The following is a 20,376-nucleotide window of genomic DNA, read 5'->3' on the forward strand; positions in this document are numbered from 1 at the left end:
ACAAGCTGTTATTCAACCTAGCCTTTTTGAAGGTTGGAGTACGGTTATAGAAGATGCTAAATCCTTAAATGTTCAAGTAATTTGTTCAAATTTACCTGTTCATATTGAGCAATTGAGTTTAAATGGGATTTATTTTAATCCATATAATGAAATGGAATTAGCTTTGATTATTAAAGGTTTCATGAAGTCCTCAGACTATTTAATTTATGAGGATTATGATGAAAGAGTTAGGAGATTTGCTTTGAATTTTTTATCAATTTTTTCCTCCTAAATAGGGGATAGTTATTACTTTACCTTATATTCTTTTGAAAGTTAGCATCATTACCGTTACTTTTAATTCATCAGAAACCCTACAGGATACTATCAATAGTATTTCCTTTCAGGATTATCCTGATTTGGAATATATAATAGTAGATGGAAAGTCTAAAGATGGGACGGTTGATATCATAAAAAATAATTTGGATGTGGTATCCAAGTGGATTTCTGAACCGGATAAAGGACTTTACGATGCCATGAATAAGGGTATCCGAATGGCTACGGGTGATATCGTGGGAATTATCAATTCTGATGATTTTTACCATCGCCCGGATGCCATTTCTCAACTTGTGAATACCTTTCAGGAATTTGGTGCTCAGTGTGTCTATGCGGACGTGCGTTTTGTAAAACCTGAAAATTTGGAGAAGACGGTTCGTTACTATCATTCGAGCCGCTTTGCACCACACAAGTTTAAACGGGGATTAATGCCTGCCCACCCTACTTTTTTCACTTATCGGAAGAACTTTGAAAAGTTTGGATATTATAAAACAGACTATAAAATCGCTGCCGATTTTGAATTGCTGGTCCGTTTCCTGCATAAGCACAAGTTGAGCTACCAATACCTTCCTTTGGATTTGATGAAAATGCGTACCGGAGGACTCAGTACCAAATCCTGGAAGAGCAATATCATCATCAATCAGGAAGATCTTCGTGCTTGCCGTGAAAATGGATTGGAAACCAATTATTTTTGGCTGTATTCCCGCTATTTTAAGAAAGCATTGGAAGTTTTACCCCATCTGTTTTGAGAAACTGTTTATTTCTTTTTCTTTTTTTTCTCATTCATCAGCTTCCCGCCCAGGTCATCCCGGCGGGATTTCCTGTTTTAGAGGAATTGATGCGAAGAAATCAGATTTTGAACCCTGATTCTATTTCCAATTCGTTCTTTTTGAAACCCAGTTTATCGGATCCCCAACAATACGGATTTACCCAGTACATTCAAGTGCCTGTGGATTCTTTGAAAATTGGAATCCTTCCGCTGTTAAACACCACTCGAATTACCACCAAGCGCCCCTATGGTTGGGGAGACTATGGGCTGATTCCCAATCCTGGACTTCAGGCCTATTTTTCAGGAGGAATTCAAGCCAGTTATAAATTCATCAATTTTACTTTTCGTCCCGAACTGGTCGTAGCTCAAAACAAGGGGTTTGAAACCAATTTGAATGAAATGAGCCCCGGACAAATTCGCAGTAAATTCTTTTTTTGGAACTATGGGGATTTTCCGGAACGTTTTGGCAATGGAATTTATGCGGATTTAGGATGGGGGCAATCCAAGCTTACTTTTCAGTATGGAGCCTTTGAACTCGGCGGAAGTACACAAAATATTTGGTGGGGACCAGGGCAGTTTAATGCATTGACTTTTTCAAGCAATGCCGAAGGATTTCCTCATTTTACCCTGAATACCACTAAACCTGCAAGGACATTTCTGGGAAATTTTGAAACCCAGTTGATCGTTGGACGGCTTCAGAATTCAGGATTGGATCCTTCCCAGGATCAGGAATTAAACGAAGTGTATTTTGTTCCCTTTTCAGGGGATTGGAGGTATTTGAATGCCTTGATGGTTTCCTATAATCCCAAATGGATTCCTGGCTTGTTTTTAGGGTTTACCCGAACTTTTCATCAATACAGTGAATCAATGGAATCTGGTTTCTTGGCCTATTTTCCGGTTTTTGAACCCGTCACAAAATCGAATTATGGTTTTGACCGGGATGGAAACGGGCAGTCCCAGCAAATCTCAATTTTTGGAAGATGGTTATTTCCAAAAGTTCAGAATGAAATTTATTTCGAATATGGCAGGAGAGACCATTCCGTTAACTGGAGGGAGTTTGCTTTGAATCCTGAGCATGCTCGAGCATATATTTTGGGTTTTATTCAGCTTTTTGATTTACCACTTAACAATAAAAAGATTCAGGTTAGAGGAGAATTGACCCATCAACAGGAATCCGTAAACCGATACATCAGGTATTCAGGTCTAACCGGTGGATTAACTTGGCATACACATACCCCTGCTCGTGGTTTTGTACAAAATGGTCAGCCATTGGGTGTGGGGCTGGGTGTTGGTTCAAATGTCCAGACTCTTGAAGTGGCTAGGGTGGATGGGATTTCAAAAGTTGGGATCTTTTTCGAACGGCTGGCCAATAATCAGGATTTTTATTACAAAGCTTTACTTCAAAACACCGAGCGCAAACCCTGGATTGACCTGTCCCTAGGTTTTTTGTATGACAAGCAATGGAATAACCTCCTTCTGAGTTCTAAGCTTCAGCTGATCCATGCCCGCAATTACCAATGGCAACTGGACCCGGCAAGCACTCCGGAATTCCCGAAAGGGGAGAACTTGACAAGTATGATGGGGCAGGTGTCCCTGGTTTATTTTTGGGAGAAAAAGTAGTTTCCTCGCTTGGGTTTGAAAAACTTTTTGAAGAAAAGCAATGATTTTGATTTACTTCATGTAGCGGTTTATAAGATTCCCTCGTATTAGGTGTTGAGTTTCTTGCTGAAACCGCCAGTTCCCGTGATATTTAAAAATTTCTTAAACTCCCAAAAACGTACTTCAAACTTTGAAATGCACGCTTCAAACTCAAATTGACTCGATTTTGTATTTTTCAAATAGAGTGGGGGTAAATTATTTATTCATTAAAAACTAGGTACGATAATTGTTGAATTGTAACTTAGTGATTGTAATTACGGCTTTTTAAACCAACCAGTTATGTATTTTCTTTTAGCTTTCCTGACCTCTTTTTCCGTAGGTTTTTTGGTTACTCCAATTGTGATTTCGGTTCTCCGAAAGGCAAACATCGGTGACGTCCCCGGAGGACGTAAAATCCACAAGAAATTCACTCCATCAATGGGAGGAATTGGCTTTGTGTTGGCCACATTTGTAGCCCTTGGTATTTGGGGCTGGCAGTTTCCTCTGCCCGATATTCGCTACATGTTAGGCGCAATTGCCTTGATGTTTTTTGTGGGATTACGGGATGATATGGTGGAACTCAAGGCCAATCATAAGCTATTGGGCCAATTGGTGGCTGTTCTTTTGGTAGTCGTGGCTGGTGATATCCGGATTAAGGATTTCCATGGATTTCTTGGAGTTGAAGAATTACCACTTTTGGTTAGTTATGCTTTCAGTTCCTTTGTACTCTTGGCCCTGACCAATGCTTTTAACCTGATTGATGGGTTGGACGGTTTGGCGGGCACAGTGGCTTCCATTTCCTTATCCTTTTTAGGTGTATGGTTTTATGTACAGGGTTTGGAGAGTTTGGCGGTATTGAGTCTAACCTTGCTTGGTGGAGTATTGGCTTTTATGATTTTCAACTGGCATCCTGCGAAAATTTTCATGGGGGATACGGGTTCCCTGACTTTGGGATTTGCTTTGGGAAGCTTGGTAGTGGCATTTATGGGTTATAATTCAGCCTTGCCACAGGGCGCATTCCTCAGACTGGAGCCAGCTTTTACCGCCGGAATTGTGTTGATGATTTACCCGCTATACGACATGGCTAGGGTTTTTGCGAAGCGGATTTCACAGGGCAAACACCCTATGACAGCCGATAAAAGCCATGTGCATCATTTTCTGATGAGAATGGGTATGAAGCACAACGAAGTTGCAGTTACATTGGGTCTTTTACAGTTATGCTTGATATTACTGGTATTCATATTAAGTGATTATTCGGATAACATCATTTTGCCGGTACTTTCAGCGATTGTACTTACACTTGGAATTTCCATGGATTCGATAACTGTTAGATTTGTCAAGAAGAAAGTCCGAAAAGCTCCTAAGATATTGGAATTGAGAGATTTGACAATTAGCCAGAAGATTAAAATCAAACTGGATAAGCAGACTGTAAATTCCGGTAATATGAATTTAAATTGATCCGGATTTAGGATAAGCCATTTTAAAAGCCCTTTCAGGGCTTTTTTTATTTCATCGCTTTAAAGTTTGGTTGGCTTTTTGTGATAAATCGATTAAGTTTAGAAGGATATTATTCTCACCAAAGATTCAATGTCATACTTGCTACCTCTTTCTTTTCCGGTGTTTGATGGAAATGAAAGTTTGTATGTTCAGCAGGCAATTGGTGCCGGTCAACTGGCTACCAATGGGGCTTTTATCTCCAAGTTTGAATATAAACTCACTAAACGAATAAGAACACATCAGGCTGTTGCACTCAATTCAGGGACTTCAGCTTTGCATTTAGCGCTGATTTTATTGGGTGTGGGCGCCGGTGATGAAGTAATCTGTCAGTCTTTTACTTTTTGTGCTTCTGCCAATCCTATCGTATATCTTGGTGCGCATCCGATTTTTGTAGACAGTGAGGAAGATACGTGGAATATTTCCCCGGAATTGTTGGAAGATGCCATCCTGAGTAGGATCGCCCTCGGAAAAAAGCCCAAGGCGATCATTGTTGTTCATCTTTTTGGCATGCCGGCGAAAATGAAGGAAATCATGGAGATTTCCACAAAATATCGGATACCGGTTTTGGAAGATGCTGCTGAAGCGGTGGGAAGTTATTATGAAGGTAAGGCTTGTGGGACTTTTGGGAAGGCCGGAATCTATTCATTCAACGGGAATAAAATCATTACAACAGGAGGCGGCGGGGCTGTTATCTCGGATGATGCCTCCTTAATTGAAAAAGCTAAATACCTTTCCACTCAGGCCAGGGAGGATTTGCCATATTATCAGCACCTGGAAATCGGATTCAATTACCGAATGAACAATATGGCTGCTGCCGTGGGTCTGGCCCAATTGGAAAAACTTGAACTTTGGGTGTCCAAGAGAAGGCAGATAAATGAGCAGTATCGGAATCTGTTTGAAGATTTTCCTGGAATCAGTTTTCAGACCGAATCAGATGAATCCATGTCCAATTATTGGTTGACTACGATTCTGATCGATGAGGAACTCACAGGATTTTCCAATGACAGACTTAGGATATTACTTTTTAAAAATGGAATTGAATCGCGCTTCCTTTGGAAGCCTTTGCATCTCCAACCTGTTTACAAAGGGCTGCCTTTCTATGGTGGGGATTGTTCTGAAAACCTGTTTTTAAAAGGCTTATGTCTCCCTAGTTCCGTTACGCTGACTTTGGAAGACCAAAAGAAAATTGCTGGAATCATTGAGAAAGAACTGAGTAAAATTTCCTAAGGTGAATTACAGAGAATTCGGAAAAAGAGTTTTGGATCTGATACTAGCCTCTTTGATGTTTCTGATTCTTTTGCCGGTTTTTCTGATTCTCTTTTTTTTGTTGCTGATTCATTTTAAGGGATCTCCGTTTTTTTATCAGGATCGACCGGGTAAAAACTCGAAAATTTTCAGGATTGTAAAATTCAAAACCATGAGGGACCTGACAAACTCCAAAGGTGAATTGCTTTCTGATGACCAAAGACTCACGCGGGTAGGCAAGATCATCCGAAAAAGCTCTCTCGATGAAATCCCTCAATTGATCAATGTGTTAAAAGGGGATATGAGTTTGGTTGGGCCTCGCCCGCTTCTTGTGGAGTATCTTGAATTGTATGATGCAGATCAGGCCAGGAGACATGAGGAAAGGCCAGGAGTAACCGGATGGGCTCAAATCAACGGGAGAAATACCATCAGCTGGCAGCAGAAATTCGAATATGATATTTGGTATGTGGAAAACCTTTCTTTAGCGCTTGATCTAAAAATATTGTTTCGGACTCTTTGGAATGTGATCAGAGGAAAGGGAATCAGTCAGCAAGGGCATGTTACTGTAGGGAAATTTACCGGAAATCAAGGTGAAAGAATGGGGGCAGAAAGGTCAACAATGGAGGGTGTTTTGGAAAAATAAAAGTCAGACAATTTTTTTAATCAAATAGGATTGAAAAAAAAATACCATTTTGTGTTTTTCAAATACTTAATATGAATGTTCCTTTTTAATCAGGCCATAATAACAGTTTAAGGCTTTAAATATTAAAAAAAATGAAAAATTTGGTTTACTTTGCCGAAAGTTTGTGAATAAATAGTTGGTTTACTTTACCTTTTAACTATTTGAAAATAACTCTACTATGAATTTTTTATCAAGGCTAAAAATCCTTCCTAGATGGATAATTGCCAGCTTGGATTCCTTTATACTTTTCTACTGTGCCTTATTTGGCTACCTGGTTAGATTCAACTTCGAACTGGAGGTCATCGAGCAATATGATGCCTTTGCAGGTAGCTTTACTTTTATGGTTGGTGGGCTGTTGGTGATGCAGAATACCCGAAGCTATGAGGGGATCGTAAGGCACACCGGATTCAGAGACGGATCCAATATTTTCAAAACGGTTCTCATCAATTTTATTCTGTTCCTTTTTCTGAATTTTTTCCATGGGAATTTTCTGAATGACCGATTTCTTCTTCCAACCTCCGTATTGATCATCGCCAGCTTATCGGCTTTATTCATGCTGATTTTTTACAGGCTTTTGGTTAAGGAGCTTTTCGTATATCTGAAAAACGGGATTGCAGAAAAAGACCTCCGGAACGGGGTGATTTTTGGAGCCGGTGAAGCAGGAATTATTGCACAGGAGGCCATAAAGCGAGACAGTATCACCAAGATGAACATCGTGGCATTTTTGGATGATGATTCCAAAAAGGACGGGAAAAACATTGACGGAAAGCGGATTTACCGAGGATTGGAAGATTTGGAGAAGCTTGTTAATCAATACGCTGTTACGGATTTGATCATCGCTGTTAGAGACCTTTCGGTTCAACGGAAAAATGAAATTATCGATGAATGCCTGAGGTTGAATGTGTCTGTATCTATGGTTCCACCGGTGGATCAATGGATAAACGGAGGACTAACAGCAGGTGCGATTCGTGAAATAAAGATTGAAGATCTCTTGAGTCGGGAACAGATTCTTTTGGATAATCCGAGGATAGAAGAGGACCTGAAGGGGAAAATTGTGTTGGTTACTGGGGCAGCAGGTTCCATTGGATCCGAGCTTTGTCGGCAGATTAACCACTATCATCCGAAGCTTATTGTCATGTTGGATATCGCAGAGTCTCCTTTGTATGACATTGAACAGGAATTCAAAGAATACTATCCCGGTTGTCCGATAAAAATAATTCTCGGGGACGTCAGGAACAAAAAGAAGATGAAGGAAGTCTTCAAGGAATTCAAACCTCAGGTGGTGTTCCATGCTGCTGCATACAAGCATGTCCCCATGATGGAGAACTATCCGGAAGAAGCCATTCATGCGAATGTCATTGGTACCAAGATTTTGGCTGATTTGGCAGTATTGGCTCAGGTGGAAAAGTTTGTGTTTGTTTCCACCGATAAAGCTGTAAATCCAACCAACGTGATGGGTGCCAGCAAACGTGCAGCAGAAATGTATGTACAAGCGCTTAATGAATACCTGGATACAAACCATAAAAAATATCACACCAAGTTTATTACCACGAGATTTGGAAATGTACTTGGATCCAACGGCTCTGTGATTCCGCTGTTCAAAAAACAAATAATGAATGGAGGCCCCCTTACCGTTACCCATCCGGAAATCACCCGTTACTTTATGACGATTCCGGAAGCATGTCAGTTGGTGTTGGAAGCTGGTATCATGGGCGAAGGCGGAGAAATTTATGTTTTCGATATGGGTGAACCTGTCAAAATCCTGGATTTGGCTAAGAAGATGATTCAACTCTCCGGAAAAAAGGTGGACACCGATATTAAAATTCAGTTTACGGGATTAAGGGAGGGTGAGAAGCTTTTTGAAGAATTGTTAAACGATTTTGAAACAGTCAAAATTACCCACCATCCAAAAATCAAAATCGCTCAGGTGCAACCATCGTCTTACCATAGAATTGACGGACAGATTGAGTTTTTCCAGGAACTGATCGGGAAAAACAACGAGACAGATTTGGTGAGGCATTTGAAATCACTTGTACCGGAATACATTTCCAATTCTTCCCGTTTTGAGGTGTTGGACAGGATGAATTAAATCAAAGAACCTAGTCCTAAGAACCAAAAGACAAAATACCCAAAGCCGCTTTCAATGAGCGGCTTTTTCTTTGTGTTCAGATCTTGGTTCTTTTCAGTCGATACTTCCATCCCGATACTAAAATCTTACTTCCCCTTCCTACCTTTGTCCTGATTTAAGGATAAATACCTTACGATGAACAAGACATTTTCTCTCCAACTGAGCCCGGAAGAGGCTTATGATCCTGAAGTTTTTCAGCAGACTGTTTTAAAAAAAGCAGGACTTAGTCCGGAAACTCCTCAAGCTTTTGCCCGACAAACCCGCAGATCAATAGACGCAAGGGGTAGAAAAATAATTGTCAATGTTGAAGCTGAACTTTTTGTAAATGAAAATCCGGGTTCACTTCTTGACCATTTTCCGGAATATCAGAATGTTAGAAATTCTGAACCCATTCTGATTGTGGGAGCCGGACCGGCAGGGCTGTTTGGGGCATTGAGAGCCATTGAGTTGGGGGTAAAACCGATTGTCATCGAGCGAGGTAAGGATGTCCGGGCCCGCCGACGTGATCTGGCAGCGATCAACAAAGAGGGAATCGTCAATCCTGACTCGAATTATTGCTTTGGAGAAGGAGGCGCCGGAACTTATTCGGATGGCAAACTATACACACGCTCCAAAAAACGGGGAGATATCCGTAGGATCATGGAGATTTTGGTGGCCCATGGTGCTACGGAAGAAATCCTTGTAGACGCTCATCCCCATATCGGAACCAACAAATTGCCCGTTTTGGTAGCCAAACTTCGGGAGAGTATTCTTGAATCAGGAGGCGAGATTCATTTCGAAACGAGGGTGGAGGACTTGATTTTGGATGAGAATGAGATCAAAGGAATAATCACCAATCATGGAGAAAAAATCAAAGGTTTGGGAGTAATCCTAGCTACAGGCCATTCTGCACGCGATATTTTTCAGTTGTTAGACCGTCGAAAAGTCCTGATTGAAGCCAAACCTTTTGCCTTGGGAGTTCGGATAGAACACAGCCAAAACCTGATCGACCGGATTCAGTATCACTGCGAAGTGGATCGAGGACCTTACTTGCCGGCCTCTGCTTATTCCTTGGTTCAGCAAACCGAATACCGGGGAAAGCAGCGTGGTGTATTCAGCTTTTGCATGTGTCCGGGAGGATTTATCGTCCCTGCTGCCACGGCTCCGGGAGAATTGGTGGTCAATGGGATGAGCCCTAGCCGAAGGGACAGTAAATTTGCCAATTCCGGTATGGTGGTTTCCGTGGAATTGGAAGATCTTCCGGAGTACCAAAAATACGGAGCATTAGCGGCCATGCATTTTCAGGCTGAAGTGGAAAAGCGAGCGTGGGAATTTGGTGGCAAAACACAAGTTGCTCCGGCCCAGCGGATGATGGATTTTGTGAATCGAAAGGTGAGTTCGACCCTGCTGGACACTTCCTATCAGCCAGGTCTTGAATCGGTGGAAATGCGTGAGGTGCTGCCGGAATTTATTTCCGCAAGAATGGCAATGGCTTTCAAGGCTTTTGGTCAGAAAATGAAAGGTTACCTGACCAATGATGCCCAAATTATAGGGGTGGAAAGCCGAACTTCCTCTCCAGTTCGGATTCCTAGGGACAAGGAATCCTTTGAACACCCTCAGATTAAGCGACTGTATCCTTGCGGTGAAGGTGCCGGATATGCCGGGGGAATCGTGTCAGCAGCGATGGATGGCGAGCGCTGTGCGGAAAAGCTGATTGCCATGTATGTTAACAGGTAGTTTTTAGTTCAAAGTTCTCTGTTCACCATTGAACCCCGAACATCGAACTAGTAATATAGAACCCGCCAACTGTTGTCAAAATCCACCATTGTACGTCCAAAGACTTTACCTTTAGCCGATGGAGTTTGCCATAGTCGATATTGAAACCACGGGTGGAGCACCTTCCGGGGGAGGAATCACCGAGATTGCTGTCCTCATTCACGATGGGGAGCAAATTGTTCGGGAATTTCAGACTTTGATCAATCCCCAACAGGGAATTCCAAGCTACATCACCGGACTTACCGGCATCGACAACAGCATGGTGCGTGATGCACCTACTTTCCCCGAGATTGCTGAGGAACTGTGGGATTTGTTGGAAAACCGAATTTTTGTGGCCCATTCAGTCAATTTCGATTTTGGGTTTATCCGGGAAGCTTTTTTGAGAACTGGAAGGGAACTTAATGCACAAAAACTTTGCACTGTACGCCTATCACGAAAGGTTTTTCCAGGGCTGGGTTCCTACAGTTTGGGTAGGCTTTGTGAAAGCCAAAAAATCCCGATTCTGGCTAGACACCGAGCTATGGGCGATGCCCGGGCCACCGCCTTGCTTTTTGACCGGATGATCAAGGAAAGGCAGGATGTGATTCTAGGCTCGTTGAAGAAGAACTCCGGGGAGGCATTTCTTCCGCCTAATTTTCCTTTGTCAAAGTTTCGGCAGATTCCCGAATCCTGTGGGGTGTACTACATGCTTAACAGCAAAGGAAAAGTGATCTACGTGGGCAAAGCCCTGAATATTCGGGAGCGGTTCAAGGGGCATTTTTCCGGTCAGGTTTTGCCACAACTGAAACAGCACCTGAAAGCTGAAGTAGTGGATCTTCAGTGGCAGTTGACCGGTTCGGAGTTGATGGCTTTGCTGCTCGAGACCTTGGAAATCAAGCGACTGTGGCCACCTTATAACTCAGCCTTGAAAATGCCCAAGACGCTTTGGGGCTTGTTTCACTACCAGGATGGCTCGGGTTATCATCGGTTTCAGATTGCCAAAGTAACCAAAAACCTGAGGCCTTTGGAGACCTTCTTTTCGTCCGAAGAAGCCAATCAATTTTTGAAACAGGGAATTGAGACCTATCAGCTTTGTCAGAAGCTCAGCGGCCTTAGAAAGGTTATCTGCGAGGTAGTTCAGGACCAAAGCTGTCTTGGAGCATGCAAATCAGCAGAGCTTCCAGTTGATTACAATGAGCGAGTGGAAGAATTCGTCCGCGTGATTCGGGAATCAAAAAAGGATTTGATGCTGGCTTTACCCGGTAGGGAAACGGAGGAAAAGGCATATTGCTATTTTGAGGCAGGGATGTTCAGTCGCTATGCTTTTTTGAAAGAGGAAGAATGGCCAGAGCCGGAAAAGCTGGAACCAGTGATTAAAGTTCCGGAGACTTTTTACCTGTTAAGGCAATTTATCCATCAGCTGGAAGCCAATCAAATCCGGGTTTTTTCTGTCAGCTGAAAAATCGGGATTTTTGGTTCTCTGGATATCCATCTTTTCTAAAATGGCTAATTTTCCTTCAAGTGCTGTGGTCTGTCGACCGTCGACCGTTGACTAAGAATTAATCACTTTTTCCACTCTCCCTCAAGCACACTGTAATATATCGTATCTCGCCTTCTACCTTTCGTCATCAGGGTATGACTTCTCAAAACACCTTCCTCCACGGCTCCAAATTTCAACAATGCCTTGCGTGCAGGCAGGTTAAGGACATCTGTTTTGATCTCCACCCGCTTGAGTTTTAACTCTGAAAAGCAATAATCCAGCATCAGTTTTTTCATCTGTTGGTTGATGCCTGTTCCTTGAAAGTCCTTACCTAGCCAAGTCCAGCCGATTTCCAGGCGCTGATCTCTGGGGGAAAAACTCCCAAAGGCCGTCGCCCCGGCCAAGGTTCTTTTTTCCTTGTCAAAAACTGCAAACTGCAATCGTTCTCCTGCAAAATGTGGGGCGGCCCAAAGCTCAAACTCCTCAGGAATACTCAGGTCATGGGTGAAATAGATCCACATGGAGGGATCCGAAGACAATGTTTGCAACAAAGGAAAGTCCTGCCGAGTCATAGGTCTCAGCAGGACTTTTTCATTTTCAAGAATCAGATTCCGATCGACCATCAGCCCAGGACTTCCTTGATGGCCTGATTGAATAGCGCAACTTCCTCCAAGGTTCCGGTCGAAATTCTGCACCAATCATTCAAAGGAGGGAAAGGCCGGCCGATGATAATCCCTTTTTGAGCCATAGTTTTGCCAAGTTCGGTAATGTCTCTTCCCGCTTGGAAAAAGACAAAGTTGGCGTGGGACTCCAAATAGGGCAACTTCAGTTCATTCAGGGTGTCAATAATCATAGCCTTAGCTTCCTTATTTTTCTGAAGCGAAAAGCGGTAGAAATCTTTGTCAGCCAAAGCTGCCTTTCCGGCCTCAATAGCCATGATATTGGTATTGGCGACCACCCGGTCAGACAGTTTTTTTGCCAATTCGGGTTTGGCTACCAAATATCCCATTCGTATTCCGGCCAGACCGTACACTTTTGAAAGCGTTCGTGAGACGACTACGTCATGCCCTTTTTTTACCAGTTCGACCATGGAAGGGTAGTTGGGTTCGGTGATGTAATCGTAATAAGCCTCATCGCTAAACACGACGGTTCGCTTGCTTACCGTTTCGCAGAAGTCCATGACCCGATCCGCAGGAAGCAGCTTCCCTGTTGGGTTATTCGGATTGCAAAGGAACACGAGCCGTGTTTCGTGAGTTACGCGTTTCTCAATTTCATCCAGGTCAAAATCCAGGTCTTTGGTCAATGGAACCCAGTTGATCTCCGTTCCCCAGAGTTCGGCATATTCCATCATGGAAAGAAAGGTTGGCGCGCAGGTGATGATTTCTCCTCCTTTTCCGAAGGTAATCCCAGCTACTTTCAGTCCTTCCGTAGAGCCTGCCACCAATACGATATGATCCTCGGTCACGCCTTCTTTTTCGGCAATCATTTTGACCAAAGAGGCATTGGAACCCCAAGGATATCGGCACCCGATGTCGAAGGCTGCAGTCATGGCCTTTCTCATGGATTCGGATGGACCATAAGGATTTTCATTGGATCCCAGACGGATCGGACCGGCCATGGGTCGTGGATTGTATTTTCTGATTTCTTCAGCGCTAAGCGAAGGCACAATCCCTGCACCTCCCAATAGGGCCAAACCACTTCCCAGGGAGGTAGTTTTTAGCCAGTCTCTTCTTGATAGTCCCTTCATTGGATTTCTGTTTTGATTGTTAAAATACTAAGGTTTTGCCAAGTGTGTTAGAAAAATTGCATTTTTGACAACAGTTTATTTAAAAGAATATTTATATACAAAATATGACAATAAAAATTTTTTATTCTGAAAATTGATTTTTTACAGAATATATTTTTAAATTATTCCAAGTGCAATTTACCCTAAACCCAAGATTCTATGAAAAAGCTTTTAATGCTCTTGATTTGTGGGTTGTTATGGGCAGGCGTTCTTAATGCCCAGCAAACTCAGTACATGGTATTCGAGTTCATCAAGGTGGAAAAAGACCATCTTTTTGATTACATCGAGTTTAAAGACCTCATGGAAAAAGTCTATCGTCAGGCCTTAAATGATAAGATTATTAACGGTTGGGATATTTGGAGACTGCAAAACGGTGCAGATCAGGGGAATTTCCAGTATGTTATGGTTACTTATTTCAATGATCCGGTTAAAATGATGAATGGAATGGAGGACGAGACGATGATAGAGTATACAAAAATCGCCTATCCTCATCTTTCAGATTCACAGGTAAGAACTTTATTTCAGCAAGCCTTGGCCTTAAAAGATGCTCCCATGAGACTATACATGAGACAATTGGCTTCGACAAACGATAATTTTCAATTCAGGCCAGGCGTTTTGGCGTCGTTTGATTTGATGAAGGCAGTGGAAGGGAAATTCGGTGATTACGAAAAGGCGGAAATCGAAGTCTTTATGCCTATCCACCAAAACCGAATCAACCAAGGGATGATGGGCCATTGGAGTTTTTTGAGAGCAGCTTTGCCTCAGGGATCAGAAGCGAAATCCACGCACTTGACTGTAAACCTTTTTAAGGATTACATGCAGTTTTTCAATGCTCAGGCTTATGAGGACATGAATCAGACGGCAGAACAACGCGAAGCAGTTAACGCCGGATTGAATTCAAGAGACCAAAAATGGGTATATTTGGCAACCTTAGAAAACGTAGTTAGATAGTAGTCCGGTTTGACTATTACGTAGAGAGGCTCTCGAAAGAGGCCTCTTTTTTTATTTCCGGATAGGTGCTTTTTGAAAAAGCGACAGGGAATCGGATGCTAAGTTGAGATTGGATTCAAATCAGGAACGGAAAAATCGATACATCAACAATCCGGAAATCGGTCCAAGCACCAACAATCCCAAGTATAAGCTTGGTGCAAGCATTCCGGATAAATAGTTGGCTAGCTGGATACTCAGGATCGTCAGGCCAAAACCGATACAATTGACCAAAGTCAATGCAGTGCCCCGATGCTCAGGAAGAATACTTTGAGCTACCAAGGTGGAAAACTGGGGCGAATCTGCCACTACCAAGATTCCCCAAACCATCAAAAATGCAAACAATGCCCAAGCCGGCATCTCAGGCGAGATAAGCAAAACCAAACAACAGATTCCTGAACCAAACAAACTCACCAAGGCTACTTTTTCGCTTCCTTTTTTCAATGAAATCAAGCCTCCCAGTGCACAGGAAACGGCTCCGGCTGAAATAATCAGAAATGTCCATAGTGAATTTGTTGAATCAATAGCCGATTCATTTTTCAGACTTTGGATTAAAAAAGGCAAAAATGCCCAAAATGTGTAGAGCTCCCACATGTGCCCGAAATATCCGGCAGCAGCTCCTTTTAAGGGATTATTTCGGGCCAAAGCAGGAATGATTCCTGGATCGAATTTGGGACTGGCCTTGCGAAATGGACCGTCCGGCACTCCAAATCCGATTAGCATTCCTCCCAGGATGGCAAAGGCCGAAGTGCTCCAGAAGATCAGTTTCCAGGAAATACTGATTTCAAGTGCTTTCAAAAGAAAGGGTGAGGCTGTGCCAAGTACCAAGGCACCTACCAGAAAACCCAAAGCAGAGCCCAGGCCTTTTTCGAAATAATCGGAGGCAATTTTCATCCCGACGGGATAGATTCCTGCTAAAAAAAATCCAACAAGAAATCTCAGGATCAGGATGGTTGAGAGGGAAGTAGGCAGGATTGTAATTGAAAAATTGCATACGGAAGCCAGGACAGCGCTTACAAAAAACACCCGGGATGGAGAAAAGCGGTCTGGAATCGATAAAAATGCAAAAAACAAAGTCCCAGTGATGAAGCCTAACTGAACCGCTGAGGTGATGATCGACACCAAGCCCGTTTGGCCCAAAAGTGCTTCCAAAGCGGGAGCTGCTGCATTGCCTGCAAACCAAAGCGAAGTGCCCAGAAATTGAGCAATGACGATCAAAATCAGGGCACTTCGTGAGGGAATTGTTTTTGGCATCAGGCCCTCAGAATAGTTTTTATCTGGGTGATCTCCTCCGAACTGAAGGCAGAGTTCTTTACAGAAGCCACATTGTCATCCAATTGTTCTGGTCTGGAAACCCCAATCAGTACAGAGGTGATTCTTGGATCTTTCAGGAGCCAGGCAATGGCCATCTGAGCTAATGTCTGACCGCGTTTCAAGGCAATTTCATTCAATTTCCCGATCATTTCGAGTTTCTCCGGCGCTAGTTGCTCGGGCTTAAGGTAGCGTCCGTCTTTTGCAGCACGGGAATCAGCAGGGATTCCTTTCAGGTATTTGTCAGTGAGCATTCCCTGCTCGAGGGGAGAAAATGCGATACTTCCAATTCCTTTTTCACCCAGCACGTCCATGAGTCCATTTTCCACCCAACGGTCGATCATGCTGTATCGAGGCTGATGGATGAGGAGAGGAGTTCCTAAAGATTTCAGGATTTCATAGGCTCTGGCTGTATCCTCGGCGCTGTATTGGGAGATTCCAACGTAGAGGGTTTTTCCTTGACGGACCAATTGATCTAAAGCGCCCATCGTTTCTTCCAGAGGGGTATTGGGATCAGGTCGGTGGTGGTAGAAAATGTCCACATAATCCAAACCCATTCGCTTAAGGCTTTGGTCGCAGCTGGCGATCAGGTATTTTCTGGAGCCAAAATTTCCATAAGGTCCCGGCCACATATCCCAGCCAGCCTTGGAAGAGATCAGCAATTCATCCCGATAAGGAAGAAAATCTTTGTTCAGGATTCTCCCGAAGTTTTCTTCTGCTGAACCAAAAGGAGGCCCATAGTTATTAGCCAGGTCAAAATGACAAATGCCCAAATCAAAAGCCCTCCTGAGGATTTTTCTTCCCAAAGTCAGGTCAGCATTATGGCCGAAGTTGTGCCAAAGGCCAAGGCTGATTTCGGGAAGTTGAAGTCCGTTTTTTCCGCAGTACCGGTACTTCATCCGATCGTATCGATCGGCTGCCGGAACATAAGGGAGTAGGGGATTGTGATCGTTGATATGCATAGTTAGGAAGGTTGAGATTTTTTAAGCAAACCAAAGTAAGGCAAGAATGGAAGATATCAAACCGATTCCCAGCAGGAGGAGCCAGCTTTTCCAGATGTAGCGAATCCAGTCATTGTAGGCAATGCCTGCAGCGGCGATGACAGCCATCATTCCTCCGTTGTTTGGGATGATCAAATCCATCAATCCTGCCGGATACTGATAAGTCAAAACAGCGATTTGTCGGGAAATCCCCATAAGATCTACCAAAGGACTGGCCAGCGGGATGGTCAAAACTGCCTGCCCTGAGGTACTGGGAACGACCCCATGGATAATTCCCTGGCTAAAAAATATCCCGATGGTAGCAAGAGTGGTTGGTAGTGCCTCCAAAGGCTGAAACATGGCTTGTATCAGGGTGTCTATGATCTGGGATTTTTCCAGAATCAAATACACGCTGCGCGCTAAGCCCACGAGGACTCCTGCAAAAATCATTTCACTGAACCCCTGAGAAAATGCTCTTGCCGTTCCGTTTAGTCCCATTTTTCCGATCAGCCCACAGCTTAATCCGATCACAAAAAACAAGGCGGACATTTCGTTATACCCCCATTCCTGCTGAATAATTCCCCAAGGCATCAGGATCATTCCGGCTAGAGTAAGGGTAAGGATGATGGCATGGGTGCCGGAGATTTTTGCAGGCTTAAAGTCTACTTTGTCAAGCTGAATCAGCTTGGATTTGCCCCAACGAACATGAAATCCTGTCCAAATCACGAAGACCAGTGCAGTGAAAATCAGACGGTAAAAAAGGCCTTCTGCAAAATCAACCTCGGCGATTTTCTGGGCCAATAAAGACCCAAACGGATTAATCGGAGAAAAAGAAGCTCCTGCTAATGCTGAACCCAAGGATAAAGCAACAGTGGCACGTACATCGTAATTGATTTTTTTTGCCAACAAAACAAGGATTGGACCCATGGCAATGATCTCTTCCTGCATGCCAAAACTTGCCCCACCCAGGAAGAAAAACAGGCTTAATATCACCAAAAGCAAGTATTGGGTATTGCGAAAGCGATATACCAAGGCCTCCATTCCGACCTGAAGAGCTCCGGTTTTTTCAATCACATAAAATGCTCCGCCAATCAGCAAAATCAAAACCAGGATATCTGCGCCCAGAATAATCCCTTCTGGAATCGCCAACCCTGTATCAAATATGGAAGCGTTTTTGTCCTCGGTGAGTTGGTAGCTGCCCGGAACCACTATTTCCCTTCCGGTTTCCTCATCCAGCACCCGGTCATAGCTTCCTGATGGAACTATGAGAGTGGCTAAGGCCGCCAGAATGATAAAAACCAGGAGGATGATCAATGGATGTGGAAAAGAAAGCTTCATGAAAAAAAGAGTTAGGGGTTCAAAATTTTTAAAATTTCAATGGAAATCCGGTTTCTAAAATCGTCCTGATCTCGTCCATTTGAAATTATAAAAAAGGCAATGTCCAAGTCTGGGGAATAGGCGAGCACTGAGCTAAATCCGCCCTGCGCTCCAAGGTGTCCGATAAATTTGGATTGGTTGAATGTAATTTCATGGAAACCGGCAGGGGTTTCAGATCCGTTTTTTAGCCAAGCCAGTTCGTCCGAAAATGTTCCCATTTCACCCCGGCTTAAATGCAGCAAGGCTTTGGAGAGATCTTCCGCTGTCACGAAAAGTCCTGAAGAGGGGGAAGGGAGATGCTGAAAATTCATTTTTCTGGGTTCAAGCCTTTTCCATAGAAAGGTCCTTTGGTAGCCAACCGGGAAATTTTCCTTTGGCCATTCGGTGACGAAAAAACTTTTTTTCATGCCTCCTTGGGTAAGGATTCTTTCTTGGGAGTTCATTTCAAATGGAATCCCTGAAGCACTTTCCAGCAGATACCCAATCAAATCAAAATTGATGTCGGCGTAGTGAAACTCTTTTTTCCTTTGGTCAGGAGTTTTCAGGGATTCGGGCAATAGCTCCAAAGGTTTGTTTCTTCCACTGGGTAAAAGATGGTTTATATCCAATCCTACTTTTAGACCAGAGGTGTGTCGGAGCAGGTCCAGGAGCGTAATTTGAGAAAATTCTGAGCCAAGTTTCCGCTCATCTGGAAGTAGGGAATTGACTGATTGATCAATGGAGATCTGTTTTTCCAAGGCATAATTGGCCAGGTTTAAAGCCGTGAAAATCTTGGATACGGAAGCCACAGGAATCCTGCTTTTCAGGGTAAGCGAATCCTTGGTCTCCAGATTTTCAAAACCGAAAGCTTTCAGGTAGGTAACTCTTTCCTCCTCAATTATTCCAACCGCCAATCCTGGTATCAAAAACTGATTGAGGCTTTGGACAAGTAGCGAATCGATTTTTTCCTCTGGAGTTTCAGGAAAGGAAAGAGGCATAATCCTGACTCTCGGATGGCTTTTCCACCATTCCCAACCCAGGAACATCAAGAACCAAAAAACAAGTCCCAGGAGGAGATATTTGATTTTTTGGTTCATGTTTAATCAGCTCGAAACGGTCTCAGGAAGAGGCTTTCGTACAGGATTTTTAGAGAGGTAATTTTTCGGAAGTTCCTTTTTCAGGGCTTTTACAAACAAATGAAAATCCACAGTGATGGTATGTCTTGGCGTGTTGACCTGCTTGTAATGCGGATGGGTTACTTCACGTTCGCAAAGCTCCTTGATGTTGGATGGTCTTTTCCAGTTGCCTACCAGTTCCTGCGCCATGAGTTTACTTTGCAGTTCGGCGCCTGGCCAGATGCAGCCCAAGGGCTGAAACATCCCAATAAAGTATAGATTGCTGTACTCGGGATGGAACATTTTGAGGTAAAGTGGTACCTGCCCGCTAGAGTAGTCGATGAAGTTTTTATCAAAGAAAGGATGGCTCAGCCAGTAGCCTGTACAGGCGATCACGGTATCGTACTCTTCCGTTTTTCCATCCTCGAAAACCACCTTTTTTCCCTCAAACCGCTTGATGTCCAGCCTTGGCTTTACTTTTCCGTGCCTGATTTTATGAAGCAATTCGTCGTTGATGGTGGGATGTGTGGAGCCAAAGGGCTCGGTCACAGGTCTAAGTCCATAGGCTTTGTTGTCCCCAAGCATCACTTTGAGTAAGAGTTGATTTAAGAAGCCCCGGACTTTTACAGGAAGCCACTTGGTCTGTTCGGCAACTTTATCCGAAGGTTTTCCAAAAAAGAACTTGGGAACGATCCGATAGCCCCTTCTCCAACTGATGGCAGTCATGGCCGATACCCGACTGGTTTCTACCGCAACATCACAGGCAGAATTTCCCCCGCCGATAACCAAAACCCGCTTTCCAGCGAATGGAGCAGCTTTTTTGAAATGGTGGGAATGGATATACTCACCCTCGAAAGTGCCAGGATATTCCGGATATCGCGGCTTCCAGTGGTGACCGTTGGATACTACCAAATGGGTGAAAGTTTCGGTGACCTCAATTCCGTCTTTTTCAGTTGTAATATGCCAGGTGTGCTGATCCACCCACTCACAATGCTTGACCAGTGTACCAAATCGGATATGAGGATACAATTCAAACTTGGCCGCATATGCCTGAAAGTACCTTCTTAGTTCGTCATGGGAAGGATAATCAGCTGCCTCCGGATCAAAATCATCGAAAGTGAAATCCTCGTATTGGGAAAGGGTCTTGGAGGAAATGATGTGGGTGGTCTCAAAAACACTGGAATGGCTCTCCTTTTCAGAGTAGATCCAGTTTCCTCCGACTTCCGTATTTCGGTCAAAGGCTACGGCATCCAATCCCTGATCCAATAAATTTTTTAAAGCAGTAATTCCGGAAGGGCCGACTCCTATGACTGCAATCTTATAGTTCATGAGGTTATTTTAGCTTTTGGGTTTATC

Annotated in this window: 17 protein-coding genes; 10 read left to right on the forward strand and 7 right to left on the reverse strand. The window is 43.6% G+C overall.

The window, feature by feature from the left end; genetic code table 11:
• From D0X99_RS20405 to D0X99_RS12485, 9 genes are all read left to right on the forward strand, one after another.
• Positions 1–271, forward strand: a 271-nt coding sequence (locus D0X99_RS20405) for a hypothetical protein (RefSeq protein ID WP_199708083.1), incomplete at its 5' end; no start/stop codon positions are given.
• 34 nt (positions 272–305) lie between these two features.
• Positions 306–1,061 carry a glycosyltransferase family 2 protein gene (locus tag D0X99_RS12450; RefSeq protein WP_119478171.1) on the forward strand — a complete coding sequence of 252 codons (756 nt, stop codon included), beginning with the start codon at positions 306–308 and terminating at the stop codon, positions 1,059–1,061.
• 140 nt (positions 1,062–1,201) lie between these two features.
• Entirely contained in the window at positions 1,202–2,701 is a 1,500-nt protein-coding gene (locus tag D0X99_RS12455) for a capsule assembly Wzi family protein (RefSeq protein ID WP_233553709.1), read from the forward strand.
• A gap of 318 nt (positions 2,702–3,019) precedes the next feature.
• Positions 3,020–4,177, forward strand: a complete 1,158-nt coding sequence (locus D0X99_RS12460; RefSeq protein ID WP_119478172.1) for a glycosyltransferase family 4 protein — start codon at positions 3,020–3,022, stop codon at positions 4,175–4,177.
• A 129-nt stretch (positions 4,178–4,306) separates the two neighbouring features.
• Positions 4,307–5,443, forward strand: coding sequence for a DegT/DnrJ/EryC1/StrS family aminotransferase (locus D0X99_RS12465; RefSeq protein WP_119478173.1), 1,137 nt, complete (start codon positions 4,307–4,309; stop codon positions 5,441–5,443).
• A 1-nt stretch (position 5,444) separates the two neighbouring features.
• Complete coding sequence (locus D0X99_RS12470; RefSeq protein ID WP_119478174.1) at positions 5,445–6,104, forward strand: sugar transferase; 660 nt, start codon at positions 5,445–5,447, stop codon at positions 6,102–6,104.
• Between the two features lie 217 nt (positions 6,105–6,321).
• The gene (locus D0X99_RS12475) at positions 6,322–8,232 is read left to right on the forward strand and encodes a polysaccharide biosynthesis protein (protein ID WP_119478175.1); all 1,911 of its coding nucleotides are present in this window, start codon (positions 6,322–6,324) and stop codon (positions 8,230–8,232) included.
• A 174-nt stretch (positions 8,233–8,406) separates the two neighbouring features.
• Positions 8,407–9,987, forward strand: coding sequence for an NAD(P)/FAD-dependent oxidoreductase (locus tag D0X99_RS12480; RefSeq protein WP_119478176.1), 1,581 nt, complete (start codon positions 8,407–8,409; stop codon positions 9,985–9,987).
• 118 nt (positions 9,988–10,105) lie between these two features.
• Positions 10,106–11,464: an exonuclease domain-containing protein gene (locus D0X99_RS12485; protein WP_119478177.1), complete on the forward strand. Its 1,359-nt coding sequence runs from the start codon at positions 10,106–10,108 to the stop codon at positions 11,462–11,464.
• 104 nt (positions 11,465–11,568) lie between these two features.
• On the opposite strand, the gene D0X99_RS12490 is transcribed toward D0X99_RS12485, so the two are convergent.
• Positions 11,569–12,108 (reverse strand): GNAT family N-acetyltransferase, encoded by a 540-nt coding sequence (locus D0X99_RS12490; protein WP_119478178.1) that lies wholly within the window; start codon positions 12,106–12,108, stop codon positions 11,569–11,571.
• On the reverse strand, positions 12,108–13,232 hold the full coding sequence (locus tag D0X99_RS12495; RefSeq protein ID WP_119478179.1) for a pyridoxal phosphate-dependent aminotransferase: 1,125 nt from the start codon (positions 13,230–13,232) through the stop codon (positions 12,108–12,110). Before D0X99_RS12495 ends, D0X99_RS12490 begins: the two co-directional genes overlap by 1 nt.
• A 198-nt stretch (positions 13,233–13,430) precedes the next feature.
• Here D0X99_RS12495 and D0X99_RS12500 point away from each other — a divergent pair, with 198 nt between their 5' ends.
• The gene (locus tag D0X99_RS12500) at positions 13,431–14,222 is read left to right on the forward strand and encodes a hypothetical protein (protein ID WP_119478180.1); all 792 of its coding nucleotides are present in this window, start codon (positions 13,431–13,433) and stop codon (positions 14,220–14,222) included.
• A 120-nt stretch (positions 14,223–14,342) separates the two neighbouring features.
• Here the strand turns inward: D0X99_RS12500 and D0X99_RS12505 are convergent, their stop codons facing one another.
• The 5 genes from D0X99_RS12505 to D0X99_RS12525 are packed head-to-tail and all read right to left on the reverse strand — an operon-like array spanning position 14,343 to position 20,349.
• Positions 14,343–15,512: an MFS transporter gene (locus tag D0X99_RS12505; RefSeq protein WP_119478181.1), complete on the reverse strand. Its 1,170-nt coding sequence runs from the start codon at positions 15,510–15,512 to the stop codon at positions 14,343–14,345.
• On the reverse strand, positions 15,512–16,531 hold the full coding sequence (gene mgrA, locus D0X99_RS12510; RefSeq protein ID WP_119478182.1) for an L-glyceraldehyde 3-phosphate reductase: 1,020 nt from the start codon (positions 16,529–16,531) through the stop codon (positions 15,512–15,514). Before mgrA ends, D0X99_RS12505 begins: the two co-directional genes overlap by 1 nt.
• A gap of 21 nt (positions 16,532–16,552) precedes the next feature.
• Positions 16,553–17,887, reverse strand: a complete 1,335-nt coding sequence (locus D0X99_RS12515) for a YfcC family protein (protein WP_119478183.1) — start codon at positions 17,885–17,887, stop codon at positions 16,553–16,555.
• 11 nt (positions 17,888–17,898) lie between these two features.
• On the reverse strand, positions 17,899–19,002 hold the full coding sequence (locus D0X99_RS12520) for a serine hydrolase domain-containing protein (RefSeq protein WP_119478184.1): 1,104 nt from the start codon (positions 19,000–19,002) through the stop codon (positions 17,899–17,901).
• Between the two features lie 6 nt (positions 19,003–19,008).
• Positions 19,009–20,349: a flavin-containing monooxygenase gene (locus D0X99_RS12525; protein ID WP_119478185.1), complete on the reverse strand. Its 1,341-nt coding sequence runs from the start codon at positions 20,347–20,349 to the stop codon at positions 19,009–19,011.
• Between the last annotated feature and the right edge of the window lie 27 nt (positions 20,350–20,376).

It is taken from the genome of Algoriphagus lacus, from assembly GCF_003583985.1.
Lineage (GTDB): Bacteria > Bacteroidota > Bacteroidia > Cytophagales > Cyclobacteriaceae > Algoriphagus > Algoriphagus lacus.